Genomic DNA, 15,324 nt, shown 5'->3' with positions numbered 1-15,324 from the left:
CGGAATGTGCGCGAAACCGTGTGAAGATTTCGGGATAGATCACCGAACCGATGCCCCGGTGAGGCTTGCCGGAAGGCTGAAGACCACGTTTTCGATGGCGGTCTGCTCGAGTTCGAGATCGACGTAGCCGAGCGTCGCCAGCCGCTCGAGGAGCTGGTCGATCAGGATCTCGGGCGCGCTCGCCCCGGCGCTCACGCCGACGGAGGAGACCCCGTCGAGCCACTCGGTGCGCAGGTCGCCCACCTCGGGCACCAGGTACGCGGCGGTGCCCAGGTCGCGGGCCACCTCGACCATCCGGATCGAGTTGCTGGAGTTGACCGAGCCGACCACGAGCACCAGGTCGCTGCGGTGGGCGATCGCCTTCACGGCGTTCTGCCGGTTCTGGCTGGCGTAGCAGATGTCGCCCTTGCCCTCGAGCGCCGGGAACTTCTCCCGGAGGGCGTCGATGACGCCGGAGGTCTCGTCCAGCGACAGCGTGGTCTGCGACAGGTAGGCCACGTCCGCGTCCGAAGGCAGGTCCAGCGCGGCCACCGCTTCGACGTCCTCGACGATGATGGTCGAGGCGGGGGCCTCTCCGTAGGTGCCCTCGACCTCTTCGTGGTCGCTGTGGCCGATCAGGAGGATCGTCTTGCCGTCCCGTGCGTAGCGGATGGCCTCCTGGTGCACCTTGGAGACCAGCGGGCAGGTTGCGTCGATGACGTCGAGCTCGCGGTGCGCCGCGTTGGTGCGGACGGCCGGCGAGACCCCGTGGGCGGAGAACACGCAGACCGAGCCCTCCGGCACTTCCTCCTCGGAGTCCACGAAGATCGCGCCGCGCTGCTCCAGGGAGCGGACGACGTAGTGGTTGTGGACGATTTCCTTGCGGACGTATACGGGTGCTCCGTACTTGTTCAGGGCCTCCTCGACGATCTGTATCGCTCGGCGCACACCGGCGCAGAATCCACGCGGCTCCGCCAGAATCACCTTTTTCGGAGCTCTGGTTTCTGACATCTGGTGTTCTCCCGTTTCGGTCGGTCGCGGTGAACTCGAGATTGCCGACAACCGCAGAAACCAGTCAACGAATACCGGCCCGGGCGGCCGTCCCCGGAGCCATGGGGTCGAAATTCCGCCCGTTCGCTGCCACGCCCGCCGTCGCCGCCGGTCCGTCTGCCACCCCACCCGCCCCGGTCCGGCGCCGCCTTGTCATACGCCTGTCATCCGGGTCGGGAGATCCGGCCGGGAGGGGCCGTGATGCGCCCCGGGGGCGGGTGGTTAGAGTCCTGACGGTGGAGCGATGTGGCGGCCACTCAACAAGGTTCGGCTTGAGGAGACTTCGAATGACGGTCGATGCGAAGAGCACCGAGAAGGCCCTGCGGCTGCGGGCGTTGGGCGAGGGTCTCCTGGTGCTGCCCAACGCCTGGGACGCGGCCAGCGCGGCGGTGATCGAGGCGGCCGGCGCGTCGGCGATCGCCACGACCAGCGGCGGCGTGGCCTGGGGGATCGGCCGCGGCGACGGCCAGCACGCCCCGCGCGCGCGGATGCTGGAGGCTGCCGCGCGCATCGTGGCGGCCGTGGACCTGCCGGTCACCGTGGATGTCGAGGGCGGTTACGAGGACGTCGGGCAGACCGTGCGCGAGGTCGTGGCGGTGGGCGCCGTCGGCATCAACCTGGAGGACTCCAAGGCGTCCGACGGCACGCTGTACACGGCCGCGGAGCAGGCCGGGCGGATCCGCGCCGCCCGCGAGGCGGCCGCCGCGGCCGGGCTGCCGGAGCTGGTGGTCAACGCCCGTACCGACGTGTTCCTGTTCGGGATCGGTGAGGAGCCGGGCCGGCTGGCGGACGTGCTCGCGCGCGTGGAGGCGTACGCGGCGGCCGGCGCCGACGGGATCTTCGTGCCCGGCCTGCTGGACCTGGCGGCCCTGGCCGAGATCGCGCGGGGGCCGCTGCCGGTCAACGCCATGGCGGGCCCGGGCGGTCCGTCGGTCGCCGAGCTGGCGGCGGCCGGGGTGCGCCGGGTCAGCGTCGGCACCGCGGTGGCGCAGGCGGCGTACTCGGCGGCCCGCGCCGCCGCCGAGGAACTGCTGGGGCAGGGCACCTACGGGGCTCTCGGGGCTTCGCTCGACTACGGGACGCTCAACGGGCTGTTCGTGAAGTGAAGTGCAGTGCATTGAAGTGAAGTGAAGTGAAGTAGGCGCCGGCGCCTGGTGGGCGCGGGCGCGCACGCGGCTGTGGGCCGCTCCGCGGGTGCGGAGCGGCCCACAGCCGTGTCCGGCCGGCGCCGTCAGGCGCGGCGGGCGGGCCGCAGCAGGGCCGCGGCCACCACGAGCGCCGTGACCAGCAGCCCGGCGCCGATCCCGAAGGCCAGGTGGTAGCCGGAGGTCAGGGCCTCGGCGCGGCTCTGTCCCGCGGCGAGCAGGGAGTCGGTGCGGGAGGCGGCCAGGGTGGACAGGACCGCGACGCCCAGGGCCATGCCGATCTGCTGGGTGGTGTTGAACAGGCCCGAGGCGAGGCCGGCGTCACGCTCGTCGGCGCCGGACATGCCGAGCGCGGTCAGGGCGGGCAGGGCCAGGCCGAAGCCGGCGGCGAGCAGCATCACGGGGAGCAGGTCGCGGACGTAGTCGGCCTGGACCGGGAGCCGGGTCAGCCAGCCGAGGGCGGCCACGAGCAGGGCGAGTCCGGCCAGGAGCACGCGGCGTTCGCCGAAGCGGGCGTTCAGGGGGGCGGAGGCGAAGAGCGAGACCCCGCCGATGACCACGGCCGCCGGGAGCATCGCGAGCCCGGTCTCGGCGGCCCCGTAGCCGAGCACGTTCTGGAGGTGGAGGGCGACCAGGACCTGGAAGGAGAACAGCGCGGCCACCATCAGCATCTGGACCAGGTTGGCGCCGGCCACGGTGCGGGAGCGGAAGATCCGCAGCGGTACGAGGGGGGTGCGGGCCTTGGCCTGGCGGACCGCGAAGCCGGCGAGCAGGGCCAGGGAGAGGGCGCCGAGGCCGAGGGTGTGCGCCGAGAGCCAGCCGTACCGCTCGACTTCGACCACGGTGTAGATGCCGAGCATCAGGCCGGCGGTGACCAGGCCGGCGCCGAGGACGTCGGCTCCGGCGCGCAGGCCCGGACCCCGGGTGGAGGGGAGCGCCGGCAGGGCCAGCGCGAGGGCGGCGAGGCCTATCGGCAGGTTGATGAAGAAGATCCAGTGCCAGTCGAGGGCGTCGGTCAGGACCCCGCCGAGCACCTGCCCCAGGGAGGCCCCGGCCGCGCCGGTGAAGGAGAAGACGGCGATGGCCTTGGCCCGCTCGCGGGGTTCGGTGAACAGCGTGATCAGGATGCCGAGGCTGACGGCCGCGGCCATGGCGCTGCCGAGGCCCTGCAGGAAGCGGGCGGCGATCAGCACCTCGGCCGAGCCGGCGAATCCGGCGAGCAGCGAGGCCCCGGTGAAGACGCCGGTCCCGGCCAGGAACATCCGCTTGCGGCCGATCAGGTCGCCGAGCCGGCCGGCGAGGAGCAGCAGGCTGCCGAAGGCGATCAGGTAGGCGTTGACGACCCAGCTGAGTCCGGCGGGCGTGAAGCCCAGGTCTTTCTGGATGGCGGGCATCGCGACGGTGACGATGCTGCCGTCGAGGACGGTCATCAGCACGCCGGTGGACAGCACCCCGAGGGCGGTCCAGCGGGAGCGCAGCCCGGGGGGTGTCTCCTATACACATCTGACGCTGGGCTCGGAGTTGTGTATAAGAGCCAGGCCCGCGGGGTGGCCGGGCGCGTTGCCGGGCGCTTGGCCCTGGGCGTGGCCCTGTGCCGGGACGGTCGCCGGGGTGGCGGTCCCCCCGGGGCCGGTGGTGCCGGCGGTGCCCGCCGGTCCGTGGGATCCCAGGGGTCCTGACGCGGCGTCGGCCGGTTCCGCTCGCGTAGCCGTGTTCTGCATGGTTGCGCTCTCCCTCCCGTGGCTGCGGTGGTGAACCGCTGTCGCGCACGCCCCCGTGCTGCGGGGACAGCCTGTCAAATGTCCCCTGACATGTGGAAGCGGGGTCGAATATTCGTATCAATTCGGATCTTCCCGGCTGTCGCGCGGGTGCCCCGCTCGAGAGCGGGTGAGGCCCTTGCCGGAGCACATAGGCTGTGGTGAACCAGCCAGATCCAGCAGGGGGCTACCGCCATGACGACAGGTCGGCTCGGGCAGCAGGCCGCGCCACCCAACGCCGCTTATTCGGGGCAGGTCGTGCATTTCCCGGACCCCGTCCGGGCCGCGCGCCATCCCCACGGGGTCCGCATCGACGCGAACGGGCATCCCGACTTCGCGCCCTACGCGCGGGCGGCGGTGGAGATCGCCGAACCGCCGGAGGGCTTCGGCGTGGACGAGCTGCGGCTGACGGACTGCGTGTCCGCGAACGCCGCCATGCGGGCGACCGGTCACGAACTGTGGGACACGGTCGGCCCGGTGGCGACCCCGCACGGCTGGACCTGGCACCACGTGGCGGGCACGCGCCGGATGGAGCTGGTCCCGGTCGAGGTGAAGGCGCTGCTGCGGCACCACGCCGGTCTGGTGACGGCGGCGGTGGACCACGAGAAGCGCGGGACGCGGACGTTGCAGGAGGTGCGCCCGGTGCACCTGGGGCTGCCGAAGTCGGTGGTCTCGGTGTCCGAGGCGCAGGTGCAGGGGGTCGAGGAGGACCTCGGCTACCGGCTGCCGGAGGCGTACCGCTCGTTCCTGAAGGCGGCGGGCGGCTGCGCGCCGGTGGGCGCCGGGCTGGACGTGGCGCTGGGCCTGCTGGTGGACCAGCCGTTCTTCACGGTGCGCGAGGAGGCGGCGGTCAACGACCTCGTCTACGTGAACAAGTGTCTGCGGGACCACCTGACGAAGGACTATCTGTGCGTGGCCTTCGCGCAGGGCGGGCTCGTCGCGGTGAAGGTGCGCGGCGACGCGCTCGGCTCGGTCTGGTTCTCTCCGTACGACGACGCGCGCGACCAGGACGGCTGGTCGGTCCAGGAGCGCGTGGAGCGGCTGCTGCTGCCGTGCGGTACGGATTTCGATGCCTTCCTGGAGCGGCTGGCGGGCAATCCGCCGGAGCTGGAAACGGTGGCCGGTCTGATGGTGGACGGCGGATTCGCGCGCGCGGTTCCCGTGGCGGGCGGTGCGTCGGCTTCGGCGCCGGTGGAGGGGTGACGGCTCGATGGTGACGTTTGCGCAGGCGCAGGAGCGCGCCGAGGAATGGATCAACGGGGACGTGCCCGCGTACCAGCACCGCGAGGTGCGGGTACGGGAGTTCGGACTCGGTTTCGTGGTGTGGGCCGAGGACCGCGCGGCCGGGCCGGTGTCCGGTGCGGGCCGCCAGCGGCTGGTCATCGCGCGGGACAGCGGTGAGGTGACGCTGTGGCCGGGGCTGCCGGTGGGTGAGGTGATCCGCCGGTACGAGGAGGAGTACGGGGCTTCGGCCGCGCCGGCCGAGGCTTCGGTCCCGGTGCCGCGGATCGACTCGGAGCAGACCTCCTTCATGCTGAGTCCGCCGGAGTGGCTGCAGGAGGCGGCGGACCGGGCGGGGATTCCGCCGGCGACGCCGGCCGCACCGGTTGCACCGGTCACACCGGTCGCATCACCGGTCGTGCCCGCCGATCCGGTGGGTTCTGCCGTTCCTGCTTCCGCCTCTTCGGCCTCTTCAGGGTCTTCCGCCTCTTCCGCCCCGGCTGCCCCGGTCGCGTCCGAGCCAGCGGCTGCCGAGTCGCAGCCGCAGCCCGTGCCGTTGCGGCGCGGGGGCGAGGTGCCGTACGAGCCGACCGCCAACGACGGGGTCCCGGTCGGGGCCACGCCGTGGGCCGGCACCGATGTGAACCCCGGCGCGGACTCGGTGTCCGTGCCGCTGCCGGCGACGGTGTTCGCGCCGCCGCTGTCCGGGTCGGACGTGGACGACGCCCCGGCGCCGTCCGGGCCGGGTCCGGAGGCGCGCACGACGCTGATGCCGAGGGGCAGCGCGCTGCCGAAGACGGCCGTCGTGCCCGCGCTGGACCCGAACGCGGGCTCCGCGGGGTCCGCACGGGCTTCCGGGCCGGGTTCGGCCTCGGGTGACATCGCCGACGCGCCGACGAGCAAGGCCCGGGTCAACCGGCCGGGCTCCGGGTCCGTGACGCCGCCGGGTCCGCCCGGTGCCCCGGGTGCTCCGGGTGGATCCGGCGGCTCCGGTGCGGAGTCCCCGTCCTACGCGGCCACCATGCTGGCGAGCCCCGGCGGGCCGCAGCAGCCGGCTCCTCCGGGTCCGCCCCGCGCCCCCGGCGCGCCGGGCGGCGGACTGGACCACGCGGCGACGATGCTGGCCGGTCCGTCCGTCACCGGGCAGCCGCCCGCGCCTCCCGGCCCGCCGGGGGCGCCCGGCTCGTCCGGTTCGTCCGGCGGGAGCGGAGCCGCTTACGCCGCCACCATGCTGGCGAGCCCCGGTGGACCGCAGCAGCCCGCGCCGCCGGGCCCTCCCGGGGTTCCGGGCGCCGGGCAGCAGCCCGCGCCTCCCGGTCCGCCCGGCGCCCCCGGCGCCGGCGCGCACCACGCGGCCACCATGCTCGCGGGTCCCGGCGTACCGCAGCCGCCCGGTCCGCCCGGGGCTCCGGGCGCGCCCGGAGCCGGGCTGGACCACGCCGCGACGATGCTGGCCGGTCCGGCCGTGGTGGGGCGGCCCGCGCCTCCCGGTCCGCCCGGTCCGGCGCCGCAGGCACCCGTACCCGTGCCGCAGGCCCCGGGCGTGCCCACGGTGGGACCCGGCTACCAGGCGGTGCTGCGCTACCGCGCGCCCGACGGCTCGGAGCAGCAGCTCATCCGCCGCTCCGCGCCCGGTACTCCGCACCCGGAGTGGCAGATCCTGTACGAGCTGCGGGCGATGAACGTGCCGCCGCAGCAGGTGCTGGAGCTGCACACCGAGCTGGCCTCCTGCGAGCTGCCCGGCGGCTACTGCGCCCGCATGATCCGGGAGACCTGGCCGCAGGTGCGGATCACGAGCGTGGCCCCGTACGGGACGGACCACGCGGGCCGGCAGCAGGGCATGCGGCACCTGCTGACCCATCAGGGCGAGCTGCATCAGGTGGCGGACGGTCCGGCGCGCCCCGCGCCGGTGCGTGCGCCGCTGCCGCAGGTGCCGCTGCAGCCGGCGATCCCGCTGGACGCGATCGCGCAGGAGCTGGCGGGGGCGTTCGGCCCGCAGGGCGTGTTCCGGTTCGAGCAGCGTGCGGTGTCGCGGCAGGGCGTGCCGGAGATCGTGGCGCAGACGCTGATGTGGTCGGGTCTGCCGGTCGATTTCGGGCCGTTCTTCTGGGCGCAGGCGGTGCCGGGTGCTCCGCTGCCGACGCTGGCCGAGCTGGCGGCGCAGCGGCAGGTGCAGCCGGCGTCGGACGCGGGCTCGTACCTGGTGGTGGGCAGCGACTTCGGCAAGGCGCTGTGCGTGCAGTACGGGACGGCGCACATCGTGGCGGTGCCGGTGGAGGCCGGTCCGGGCGGTGCTCCGGTGCCCCCGCAGTTCGTGAACTCCTCGCTGCCGCAGTTCGTGCGGTCGCTGGCGTTGCTGGGCCACATGTGGCGGCTGCGCCAGCATCTGACGCCGGAGCAGGCGGGCCGCTGGACCGGCGATTTCCAGGCGAATCTGGCGGGGCTGGACAGTGCGGCGCTGGCGTCGCCGGAGAACTGGTGGTCGGTGCTGCTGGAGCAGATGTGGGACGGACTGCTGTGACCGGTCGCTGATCGGTCTGCGATCAGTCGCTCGTCGCTCGTCGCTCGTCGCGCGTGGCCGGGTTGGGACCCTCGAACGGGGTTCCGGCCCGGCCATTCGGGCTTCTGGGAGCAAATGACGCATCCTTGGCAGGGATCCCCGCGAGAGAGGCGCTTCCAGCATGAGTGCACCCTTTACGACCGTGCGCGGCCGCGGCTACCGGATGGAAGAGGTGGACCGGTATCTCGCGCGGCTGTCGGGGAGCCGGGACGAGGCCTGGGAGCGGGTGGCCCGGCTGACCGTGCTGGCCAAGCGGATGGAAGCGGAGGCGGAGCGGCTGCGGGCGGAGGTCTCGGGGCTGGCCCCGCAGCGGTACGACGAGCTGAGCGAGCGGGCCCGGCGGATCCTGCTGCTGGCCGAGGAGGAGGTCGACACGCTGCGGGCGGACGCGCGGGCGGACGCGCTGGCGGCGACGGGCGCCGCCGAGGCGCACGCCGACCGGGTGGCGCAGCTGGCGCGGACCGACGCGGACGCGGTGCGCGAGCAGACCGAGGTCCGGGCCCGGCAGGGGCTGTTGCGGGCGGGCCGGGAGGCGGACGACGCGCGGACCGAGGCGCGCGACGACGCGGAGGCGTGGCGGGCGGAGGCGCAGGCAGGGCTGGCGGAGATGGCGCGCCGGGCCGAGGCGCTGCTCGCGGAGCGCGAGCAGGAGCACGCGGAGCGCTGGGACGCGGCGGAGCGGGAGCTGGCGGCGCGGGAGGCGGAGCTGGAGGCCCGGCACGCCGAGTTGGAGCGGTACGCGGAATCCCGGCTGGCGGAGGCGAAGCGGGGGTTCGCGCAGACGCAGGAGGCGGCGCGGCACGGCCAGGAGGACGCGGAGGCGCGGGGCGCGGAGCTGATCGCGGAGGCGCGGGTGACGGAGGAGCGGCTCGGCCGGGAGACGGACCGGATCCTGCGCGAGCACACGGAGTCCCAGGACGAGATGCGGGCGCACATGAACCACGTCCGCTCGAGCCTGGCCGCCCTGACGGGCCGGGCCCCGGCGGAGGGCTGACCGCGGCGGGCCGACCTCAGGCGGGCCGACAGCGGAGGGCTGACCTCCGAGGGCTGACCGGCGGCGGGGCCGGGTCTTGCGGCCCCGCCGGGGTCGGGGCGCGGCCCCGCCGGCGGTCAGCTCGTGGGGGCGTACCGGGCCGGGTCGCTGCGCAGGCCCCGGGTGGTGACCACCACGCTGAAGGCGGGCGGCGCCGTGGCCGGGAGCGGCGCGGCGGCTCCCGTCGCGGTGGCGGCGGTCGCCAGAACGGTGCCGTCGACCTCGATCCGCGGGTGGTCGCCGAAGCCGCCGCCCTCGACGGTCAGCAGCCCCTCGTTCACGGAGACGCGCGTGATGACCGGAGTGGCCCGTGTCGCCATCTTGTTGAGCAGGTAGGCGCCGGCCGGCGCCCCGGTCAGCGCCCACATCTCGGTGGGAATCCTCGGGAGGCCGCCGCCGACGTCCGCGACGAAGAACGCCACCACGTACAGCATCGTGACCGCGCTGAGTGCGACGTACTGGAGGTCGACCAGGTCCGTGCGGCCGCCGTCGTTGGCGATCAGGTCGCGCAGCGGGCGCCGCTTGGTGCCCTTGGGCGCGGGTTTGGCCATGGTGCCGTTCTCCACGCGCATGCCGACCACGGTCTTCGCCGCGATCAGGGCGGCGTAGGGGCCGCCGAGGAGCGGGAGGTAGACGGTGGTCAGGTTGGACAGGGGGCCGTCGGAGCCCTGGAACCAGCCGGTGCCGCCGCCGGCGGTGAGCCCGTAGGCCAGGGTGGTGAGCAGCAGCCAGATGAGGATGACCGTCCAGGCCAGGGCCAGGGTGGTCGAGGTGGAGAGGCGTCCGTCGCGGCCGGTGACGAAGCCTGGGTGGCGCATGAGGCGCAGGGTGATGGGGCCGGCCAGCGCGGCGAGTAAGGCGAGTGCGCAGAGTGCGGAAAGCATGGGTCCCCCCGGGATCGTGTCTCCGCAGAGAGTTACCGCTTGGGTCCGGGCATGACAAGTCGCCGCCCGGCCACCGCCGTTCCCGTCCCCGCCGTTGCCGTCCCCGCCGTTCCTGGCCCCACGGTTCCCGTCCTCACGGTTCGCGCTGCTCCGGCAGTACGGGGAACCGTCGCGGCGCCACCAGCAGCAGCACCAGCGCGGCCGCCACCGCCGCCACCGTGGCGCCGGCGAAGATGTGGTCCCCGGCGGCGGCCACCGCCTGGCGCAGGTACTCGGCGGCGGCCGGTGACAGCAGGTGCGGCTGGTCCAGGGCCTGGGACACGTCGTCCAGGCGGGTCGGCAGTCCGGGCACGGGGGCGTCCGCCAGCCGGCCGGCGATGGTGGCGTTGGCCACGGCCCCGAGCAGTGCGGCTCCGATGCTCTGGCCGACGTTGCGGCAGAACAGTACGGAGGCGGTGGTGGTGCCGCGCTCCGCCCAGCCCACCGTGGACTGGACCCCGACGATCAGCGGCAGTTGGAACAGGCCGAGGGCCGCACCGAGCAGCAGCATGATCACCGCGGGCTGCCAGGGCGCGGCGGGGTAGGGGAGCAGGGTGAAGGAGCACAGGATCACGGCGGCCAGCGAGACCCCGGTGGCGGCGGTGTTGCGGAAGCCGATGCGCCGGTAGACGTGCTGGGCGAGGGCCGCGGAGATGGGCCAGCTCAGGGTCATCGCGGAGGTGACCAGCCCGGCTCCGGTGGGGCCGAGTCCGAGCACGGTCTGGGCGTACATGGGCATGAACACCATCGGGGCGACCATCAGCAGGCCGAGTGCGGCCATGGCGAGGTTGACGGCGGCGATGGTGCGCCGGCGCCACACCCAGCCGGGCAGGATCGGCTGTGCGGCGCGGCGTTCGATGCGGACGACCAGCGCGGCCAGTGCCGCGCTGGTGGCCAGCAGGCCCAGCGAGGGCGCGGACAGCCAGGGCCAGGCGACCCCGCCTTCGACCAGCGCGAAGAGGAGCAGTCCGCCGCAGGCGAAGACGGCGAGTGCTCCCGCCCAGTCGACGGGGCCGCTGCGGCCGGGGGGCCGGGTGGGCTCGACCAGGTGGCGGTTGATGATCCACAGGGCGCCGGAGGCGAGCGGCAGGTTGAGCAGGAAGACCCAGCGCCAGTCGGCGTACGAGGCGATCAGCCCGCCGAGCGCGGGGCCGGCCAGTGCCGAGGTGGCCCACACCACGGACATCCGGGCCTGGATGCGCGGCCGTTCCTTGAGGGGGTAGAGGTCGGCGGCCAGGGTCTGGACGGTGCCCTGGAGGGCGCCGCCGCCGAGGCCCTGGAGGATCCGGAAGGCGATGAGGGCGGCCATGTTCCAGGCGGCCGCGCACAGCAGGGAGCCGAGCAGGAAGAGGCTGATGCCGAGGAGCAGGACGGGTTTTCGGCCGTAGGTGTCGGAGAGCTTGCCGTAGACGGGCAGGGTGACGGTTCCGGCCAGGATGTAGCCGGAGAAGATCCAGGAGAAGACGGCGAAGCCGCCGAGGTCTCCGACGATCTGCGGCACGGCGGTGGAGACGATGGCCGCGTCGAGCGAGACGAGCCCCATGGTCAGCATCAGCGCGGCGACGACGGCGGTACGGGGCCGCCCGGGCGGGGCCGCGCCGCCCGCCGGGGAGCCGGCGGCGGGTATGCCGCCGGGTGTGCCCGCGGAGCCGTCGCCGGTGCCCGGGCCGTCGCCGGATCCGGTGCTGGAGCCGCCTCCGGTGCCGGTGCTCGTGCCCGGGCTGTCCCCTGAGTCCATGAACTGCCTTTCCCCCGCGCCTACCTGCGCGAACACCCTCTCACCGCCGCGTCACGGGAAGGTAACCCCTGAGAACGCCTCGTCCGTAGGGCCGAGATCCCCTAGGGGTTGCTCCTCACAAGGATCCAGGGACGCTTCGTCCCGGCGGAGGAGGAAGTCCGGCCGGAGCGGTCCTTAACTGGTTACTACAGGGCGGGAAGCCGGGGGGTAGGGCTAGCACCCGTATGGATACGGCGCTTGGCACCAGCGCGCCGAAGCCCCCCGCCCAAGAGACTTCGAGTGAACCGACGGACCGTACGAAACGAGCGAGGGGAAACACCGTGACAACGGCTATGACCGAAACCAGGCACGGGGGTACTGGAGGGCATGGAGCCGTCGCGGCGCGAGCGCGGCAGGTCGTCAAGGCCTACGGCTCCGGGGAGACGCGCGTCGTCGCCCTCGACTCGGTCGACGTGGACATCCATCGCGGGCAGTTCACCGCGATCATGGGCCCGTCGGGCTCCGGCAAGTCCACGCTGATGCACTGCCTGGCCGGCCTGGACACGGTGAGCAGTGGCCAGATCTTCCTGGACGAGACCGAGATCACCGGTCTGAAGGACAAGAAGCTGACGCAGCTGCGCCGGGACCGGATCGGCTTCATCTTCCAGGCGTTCAACCTGCTGCCGACGCTGAACGCCCTGGAGAACATCACGCTCCCGATGGACATCGCGGGCCGCAAGCCCGATGCGGAGTGGCTGAACCGGGTCGTGGAGACGGTGGGCCTGGCGGGCCGCCTCAAGCACCGGCCCACCGAGCTCTCCGGCGGCCAGCAGCAGCGTGTGGCGGTCGCCCGCGCGCTGGCCGCCCGTCCCGCGATCATCTTCGGCGACGAGCCGACCGGAAACCTCGACTCCCGGGCCGGCGCCGAGGTGCTCGGCTTCCTGCGCCGCTCGGTGGACGAGCTGGGGCAGACGATCGTCATGGTCACCCACGACCCGGTCGCCGCCTCGTATGCGGACCGCGTCATCTTCCTGGCCGACGGCCGGATCGTGGACGAGATGCACGGGCCCACCGCCGATCAGGTCCTGGACCGGATGAAGGACTTCGACGCGCGCGGGCGGACGTCATGACCGTCATGAAGACCGCGCGTCGCAACTTCGTCGCGCACAAGGGGCGCATGGCGCTCTCCGCCGTCGCCGTCATGCTCTCCGTCGCCTTCGTCTGCGGCACCCTGGTGTTCACCGACACCATGAACACGACCTTCGACAAGCTGTTCGCGGTCACCAACTCCTCCGTCACGGTCACCCCGAAGCAGGTCGAGAGCGCCGGGGAGACCCCCGACACCGGCAAGCCCGAGGCGCTGGCCGCCTCGGTCATCGAGCGGGTCAAGCGGGCCGAGGGCGTGAAGGCCGTCGAGGGCGGCGTCGCGTCGATGGCCGTCACGGTCGTCAACTCCAAGAACGAGAACCTCGGCTCGACCACGGGAGCCCCGACCTTCGCGGGCAACTGGACGGAGAACGAGCTCAGGTCGATGAAGATCATCGAGGGTCAGGCCCCGCGCGGCCCGACCGAGGTGATGATCGACGGTGACACCGCGAAGAAGCACCACCTCGCACTCGGTGACGACATCCGCACCATCGCCGTCACCGGCGACATCCGCTCCAAGATCACCGGCATCGCCGCCTTCACCGTGACCAACCCGGGCGCGACCGTCGTCTACTTCGACACGGCCACCGCGCAGCAGAAGCTGCTCGGCGCCCCGGACGTCTTCACGCACCTCAACGTCACCGCCAAGGAAGGCGTGAGCGACGCGCAGCTCAAGGCGAATGTCGCCACCGCGGTCGGCGCGGACACCTACAAGCTGCAGACCGCGAAGGAAGCCGCGGACGCCAACCGCAAGGACATGTCCTTCCTGGACATCATGAAGTGGGTGATGCTCGGCTTCGCCCTCATCGCCTTCCTCGTCGGCATCTTCCTGATCTTCAACACCTTCTCGATGCTGGTCGCCCAGCGCACCCGCGAGATCGGCCTGATGCGGGCCATCGGAGCCGACAGCGGCCAGGTGCTCAAGTCGGTCGTGGTCGAGGCCTTCCTGCTCGGTGTCTTCGGCTCGATCCTCGGTGTCGGAGCGGGCATCGGACTGGCCGTCGGCCTGATGAAGCTGATGGGCCAGCTGGGCATGAGCCTGTCCACCGACGATCTGACGATCGCCTGGACCACCCCGGCCATCGGTGTCTTCCTCGGCATCGTCGTGACCGTCGTCTCCGCCTACATACCGGCCCGCCGGGCCGGCAAGGTCTCCCCGATGGCCGCCCTGCGCGAGGTCGGCGCCCCCGGCGACAAGAAGGCCGGCCGGATCCGCGCCGCCATCGGCCTGGTCCTCACGGGCATCGGCACCGCGGGCCTGTTCCTCGCCGCGACGTCGGACAAGGCCGGCCCCGGCGCCCTGTGGCTGGGCGCGGGCATCCTGTTCACCCTGATCGGCTTCATCGTGATCGGCCCGCTGCTCGCCGGCGTCGTGGTGCGGGCACTGTCCGCCCCGGTGCTGAGGCCCTTCGGATCCATCGGCCGGCTCGCCGAGCGCAACGCGCTGCGCAACCCGCGCCGCACCGGCGCCACCGCCGCCGCGCTGATGATCGGCCTCGCGCTGGTCGCCTGCCTGTCGGTGGTCGGCTCCTCGATGGTGGCCTCCGCCACCGACGAGCTCGACAAGTCGGTCGGCGCGGACTACATCGTCCAGTCGATGACCGGGCAGCCCGTCGTACCGCAGGCCGAGGAGGCGCTGCGCAAGACGCAGGGCCTGGCGCACGTCACGGCCTACCGCGAGCTCGACGCCAAGATCACCGCCCCGGACGGCACCACCGAGGCGGACGGCGTCGGGGCACAGGACCCGACGTACGCCCAGGACGTCCGGCGCAAGACGACCGCCGGCGAGCACGCCGCGGCGTACGGGCCGAACTCGATGTCGGTCGGCTCGGAGTACGCGGCCAAGCACCAGGTCAAGCTCGGGGACGAGCTGACGGTCGCCTTCACGGGCGGCAAGACGGTCAAGCTGAAGGTCGCGGCGATCACCAGCGACGACGGCAACCTCGACAAGGGCATGAAGTACGTCAGCACCGCCGTCGCCGAGGCGAACGTGCCGGCCGACAAGCTGCCCCGCCCCTTCATGCTGCTGGGCACCGCCAAGGACGGCCAGGAGGCCGCCGCGTACAAGGCGGTCAAGGCGGCGCTGGCCGAGTACCCGCAGTACCAGGTGCTCAACCAGACCGACTACAAGCAGGCGCTGAAGGACCAGGTCGGCCAGCTGCTGAACGTGGTCTACGCACTCCTCGCGCTCGCGATCATCGTCGCGATCCTGGGCGTGGTGAACACGCTGGCCCTCTCGGTGGTCGAGCGGACCCGCGAGATCGGCCTGATGCGCGCCATCGGCCTCTCCCGCCGCCAGCTGCGCCGCATGATCCGCCTGGAGTCGGTGGTCATCGCGCTCTTCGGCGCCCTGCTCGGCCTCGGCCTGGGCATGGGCTGGGGCGCCACCGCCCACCAGCTCCTCGCGCTCCAGGGCATGAAGATCCTGGAAATCCCCTGGCCGACGATCCTCGGAGTCTTCGCCGGCTCCGCCCTGGTCGGCTTGCTCGCCGCGCTCTTCCCGGCCTTCCGGGCGGGCCGGATGAACATCCTGAACGCGATCGCCAGCGAGTAATCGCCGGTGGTCGTACGGGGGAACGCCCCGGCCCCGCCTCACCCGTTCGGGTGGGGCGGGGCCGGGGTCGTTCACATGGCCATGACGGGCACGTCGTAGACGTGGACAAGCCGCTCGGCATCGTCGGGCCGCTTCCCTCGCGCGCCGACTCCGTCACCCCTGCGGGGGGCCGAACCCCACGCGCGGGTGTCGGACCCGCGTCGTAGGGTGGGAACCCCCGGCCCGTTCGACGTGTCGGG

General features: G+C 73.0%; 11 protein-coding genes. 6 read left to right on the top strand and 5 right to left on the bottom strand.

The genetic code is table 11. The features are described 5' to 3' along the window. Nucleotides 1–39 precede the first annotated feature (39 nt). Entirely contained in the window at nucleotides 40–990 is a 951-nt protein-coding gene (locus DRB96_RS19935; protein WP_112449669.1) for a 4-hydroxy-3-methylbut-2-enyl diphosphate reductase, read from the bottom strand. Nucleotides 991–1,316: 326 nt separating this feature from the next. Between DRB96_RS19935 and DRB96_RS19930 the strand changes: the two genes are divergently transcribed. Beyond that, complete coding sequence (locus tag DRB96_RS19930; RefSeq protein ID WP_112449668.1) at nucleotides 1,317–2,135, top strand: isocitrate lyase/phosphoenolpyruvate mutase family protein; 819 nt, start codon at nucleotides 1,317–1,319, stop codon at nucleotides 2,133–2,135. A gap of 125 nt (nucleotides 2,136–2,260) precedes the next feature. On the opposite strand, the gene DRB96_RS19925 is transcribed toward DRB96_RS19930, so the two are convergent. Both DRB96_RS19925 and DRB96_RS43090 read right to left on the bottom strand, forming a co-directional pair. Next, on the bottom strand, nucleotides 2,261–3,652 hold the full coding sequence (locus DRB96_RS19925) for an MFS transporter (RefSeq protein WP_204358198.1): 1,392 nt from the start codon (nucleotides 3,650–3,652) through the stop codon (nucleotides 2,261–2,263). A 15-nt stretch (nucleotides 3,653–3,667) separates the two neighbouring features. Further along, a complete protein-coding gene (locus tag DRB96_RS43090; protein WP_162689080.1) occupies nucleotides 3,668–3,895 on the bottom strand; it encodes a hypothetical protein in 228 nt (75 codons plus the stop codon). 231 nt (nucleotides 3,896–4,126) lie between these two features. On the opposite strand from DRB96_RS43090, the gene DRB96_RS19920 reads away from it, so the two are divergent. The 3 genes from DRB96_RS19920 (at nucleotide 4,127) to DRB96_RS19910 (ending at nucleotide 8,706) form a co-directional block, all read left to right on the top strand. Beyond that, nucleotides 4,127–5,134, top strand: coding sequence for an SMI1/KNR4 family protein (locus DRB96_RS19920; RefSeq protein WP_112449667.1), 1,008 nt, complete (start codon nucleotides 4,127–4,129; stop codon nucleotides 5,132–5,134). A 7-nt stretch (nucleotides 5,135–5,141) separates the two neighbouring features. Further along, nucleotides 5,142–7,673, top strand: a complete 2,532-nt coding sequence (locus tag DRB96_RS19915; RefSeq protein ID WP_112449666.1) for an SUKH-4 family immunity protein — start codon at nucleotides 5,142–5,144, stop codon at nucleotides 7,671–7,673. A gap of 160 nt (nucleotides 7,674–7,833) precedes the next feature. Continuing rightward, nucleotides 7,834–8,706 (top strand): DivIVA domain-containing protein, encoded by an 873-nt coding sequence (locus DRB96_RS19910; protein ID WP_112449665.1) that lies wholly within the window; start codon nucleotides 7,834–7,836, stop codon nucleotides 8,704–8,706. 116 nt (nucleotides 8,707–8,822) lie between these two features. On the opposite strand, the gene DRB96_RS19905 is transcribed toward DRB96_RS19910, so the two are convergent. Together DRB96_RS19905 and DRB96_RS19900 are read right to left on the bottom strand one after the other, a co-directional pair. After that, complete coding sequence (locus DRB96_RS19905) at nucleotides 8,823–9,629, bottom strand: hypothetical protein (RefSeq protein ID WP_112449664.1); 807 nt, start codon at nucleotides 9,627–9,629, stop codon at nucleotides 8,823–8,825. 133 nt (nucleotides 9,630–9,762) lie between these two features. Then, nucleotides 9,763–11,406, bottom strand: coding sequence for an MFS transporter (locus DRB96_RS19900; protein WP_112449663.1), 1,644 nt, complete (start codon nucleotides 11,404–11,406; stop codon nucleotides 9,763–9,765). Between the two features lie 320 nt (nucleotides 11,407–11,726). On the opposite strand from DRB96_RS19900, the gene DRB96_RS19895 reads away from it, so the two are divergent. Both DRB96_RS19895 and DRB96_RS19890 read left to right on the top strand, forming a co-directional pair. Next, a complete protein-coding gene (locus tag DRB96_RS19895) occupies nucleotides 11,727–12,515 on the top strand; it encodes an ABC transporter ATP-binding protein (RefSeq protein ID WP_112449662.1) in 789 nt (262 codons plus the stop codon). Further along, a complete protein-coding gene (locus tag DRB96_RS19890; RefSeq protein WP_112449661.1) occupies nucleotides 12,512–15,085 on the top strand; it encodes an ABC transporter permease in 2,574 nt (857 codons plus the stop codon). The genes DRB96_RS19895 and DRB96_RS19890 overlap by 4 nt, the downstream gene beginning before the upstream one ends. Nucleotides 15,086–15,324: the final 239 nt, after the last annotated feature.

The sequence above is a fragment of the Streptomyces sp. ICC1 genome, from assembly GCF_003287935.1.
GTDB classification, from domain to species: Bacteria; Actinomycetota; Actinomycetes; order Streptomycetales; family Streptomycetaceae; genus Streptomyces; species Streptomyces tritrimontium.
This window is presented reverse-complemented; position numbering and strand designations above follow the sequence as displayed.

What these genes read in the sequence shown, in the direction of transcription:
- DRB96_RS19935 (WP_112449669.1), bottom strand. Translation starts at nt 990, where the DNA reads ATGTCAGAAACCAGAGCTCCGAAAAAGGTGATTCTGGCGGAGCCGCGT.
- DRB96_RS19930 (WP_112449668.1), top strand. Translation starts at nt 1,317, where the DNA reads ATGACGGTCGATGCGAAGAGCACCGAGAAGGCCCTGCGGCTGCGGGCG.
- DRB96_RS43090 (WP_162689080.1), bottom strand. Translation starts at nt 3,895, where the DNA reads ATGCAGAACACGGCTACGCGAGCGGAACCGGCCGACGCCGCGTCAGGA.
- DRB96_RS19920 (WP_112449667.1), top strand. Translation starts at nt 4,127, where the DNA reads ATGACGACAGGTCGGCTCGGGCAGCAGGCCGCGCCACCCAACGCCGCT.
- DRB96_RS19915 (WP_112449666.1), top strand. Translation starts at nt 5,142, where the DNA reads ATGGTGACGTTTGCGCAGGCGCAGGAGCGCGCCGAGGAATGGATCAAC.
- DRB96_RS19910 (WP_112449665.1), top strand. Translation starts at nt 7,834, where the DNA reads ATGAGTGCACCCTTTACGACCGTGCGCGGCCGCGGCTACCGGATGGAA.
- DRB96_RS19905 (WP_112449664.1), bottom strand. Translation starts at nt 9,629, where the DNA reads ATGCTTTCCGCACTCTGCGCACTCGCCTTACTCGCCGCGCTGGCCGGC.
- DRB96_RS19900 (WP_112449663.1), bottom strand. Translation starts at nt 11,406, where the DNA reads ATGGACTCAGGGGACAGCCCGGGCACGAGCACCGGCACCGGAGGCGGC.
- DRB96_RS19890 (WP_112449661.1), top strand. Translation starts at nt 12,512, where the DNA reads ATGACCGTCATGAAGACCGCGCGTCGCAACTTCGTCGCGCACAAGGGG.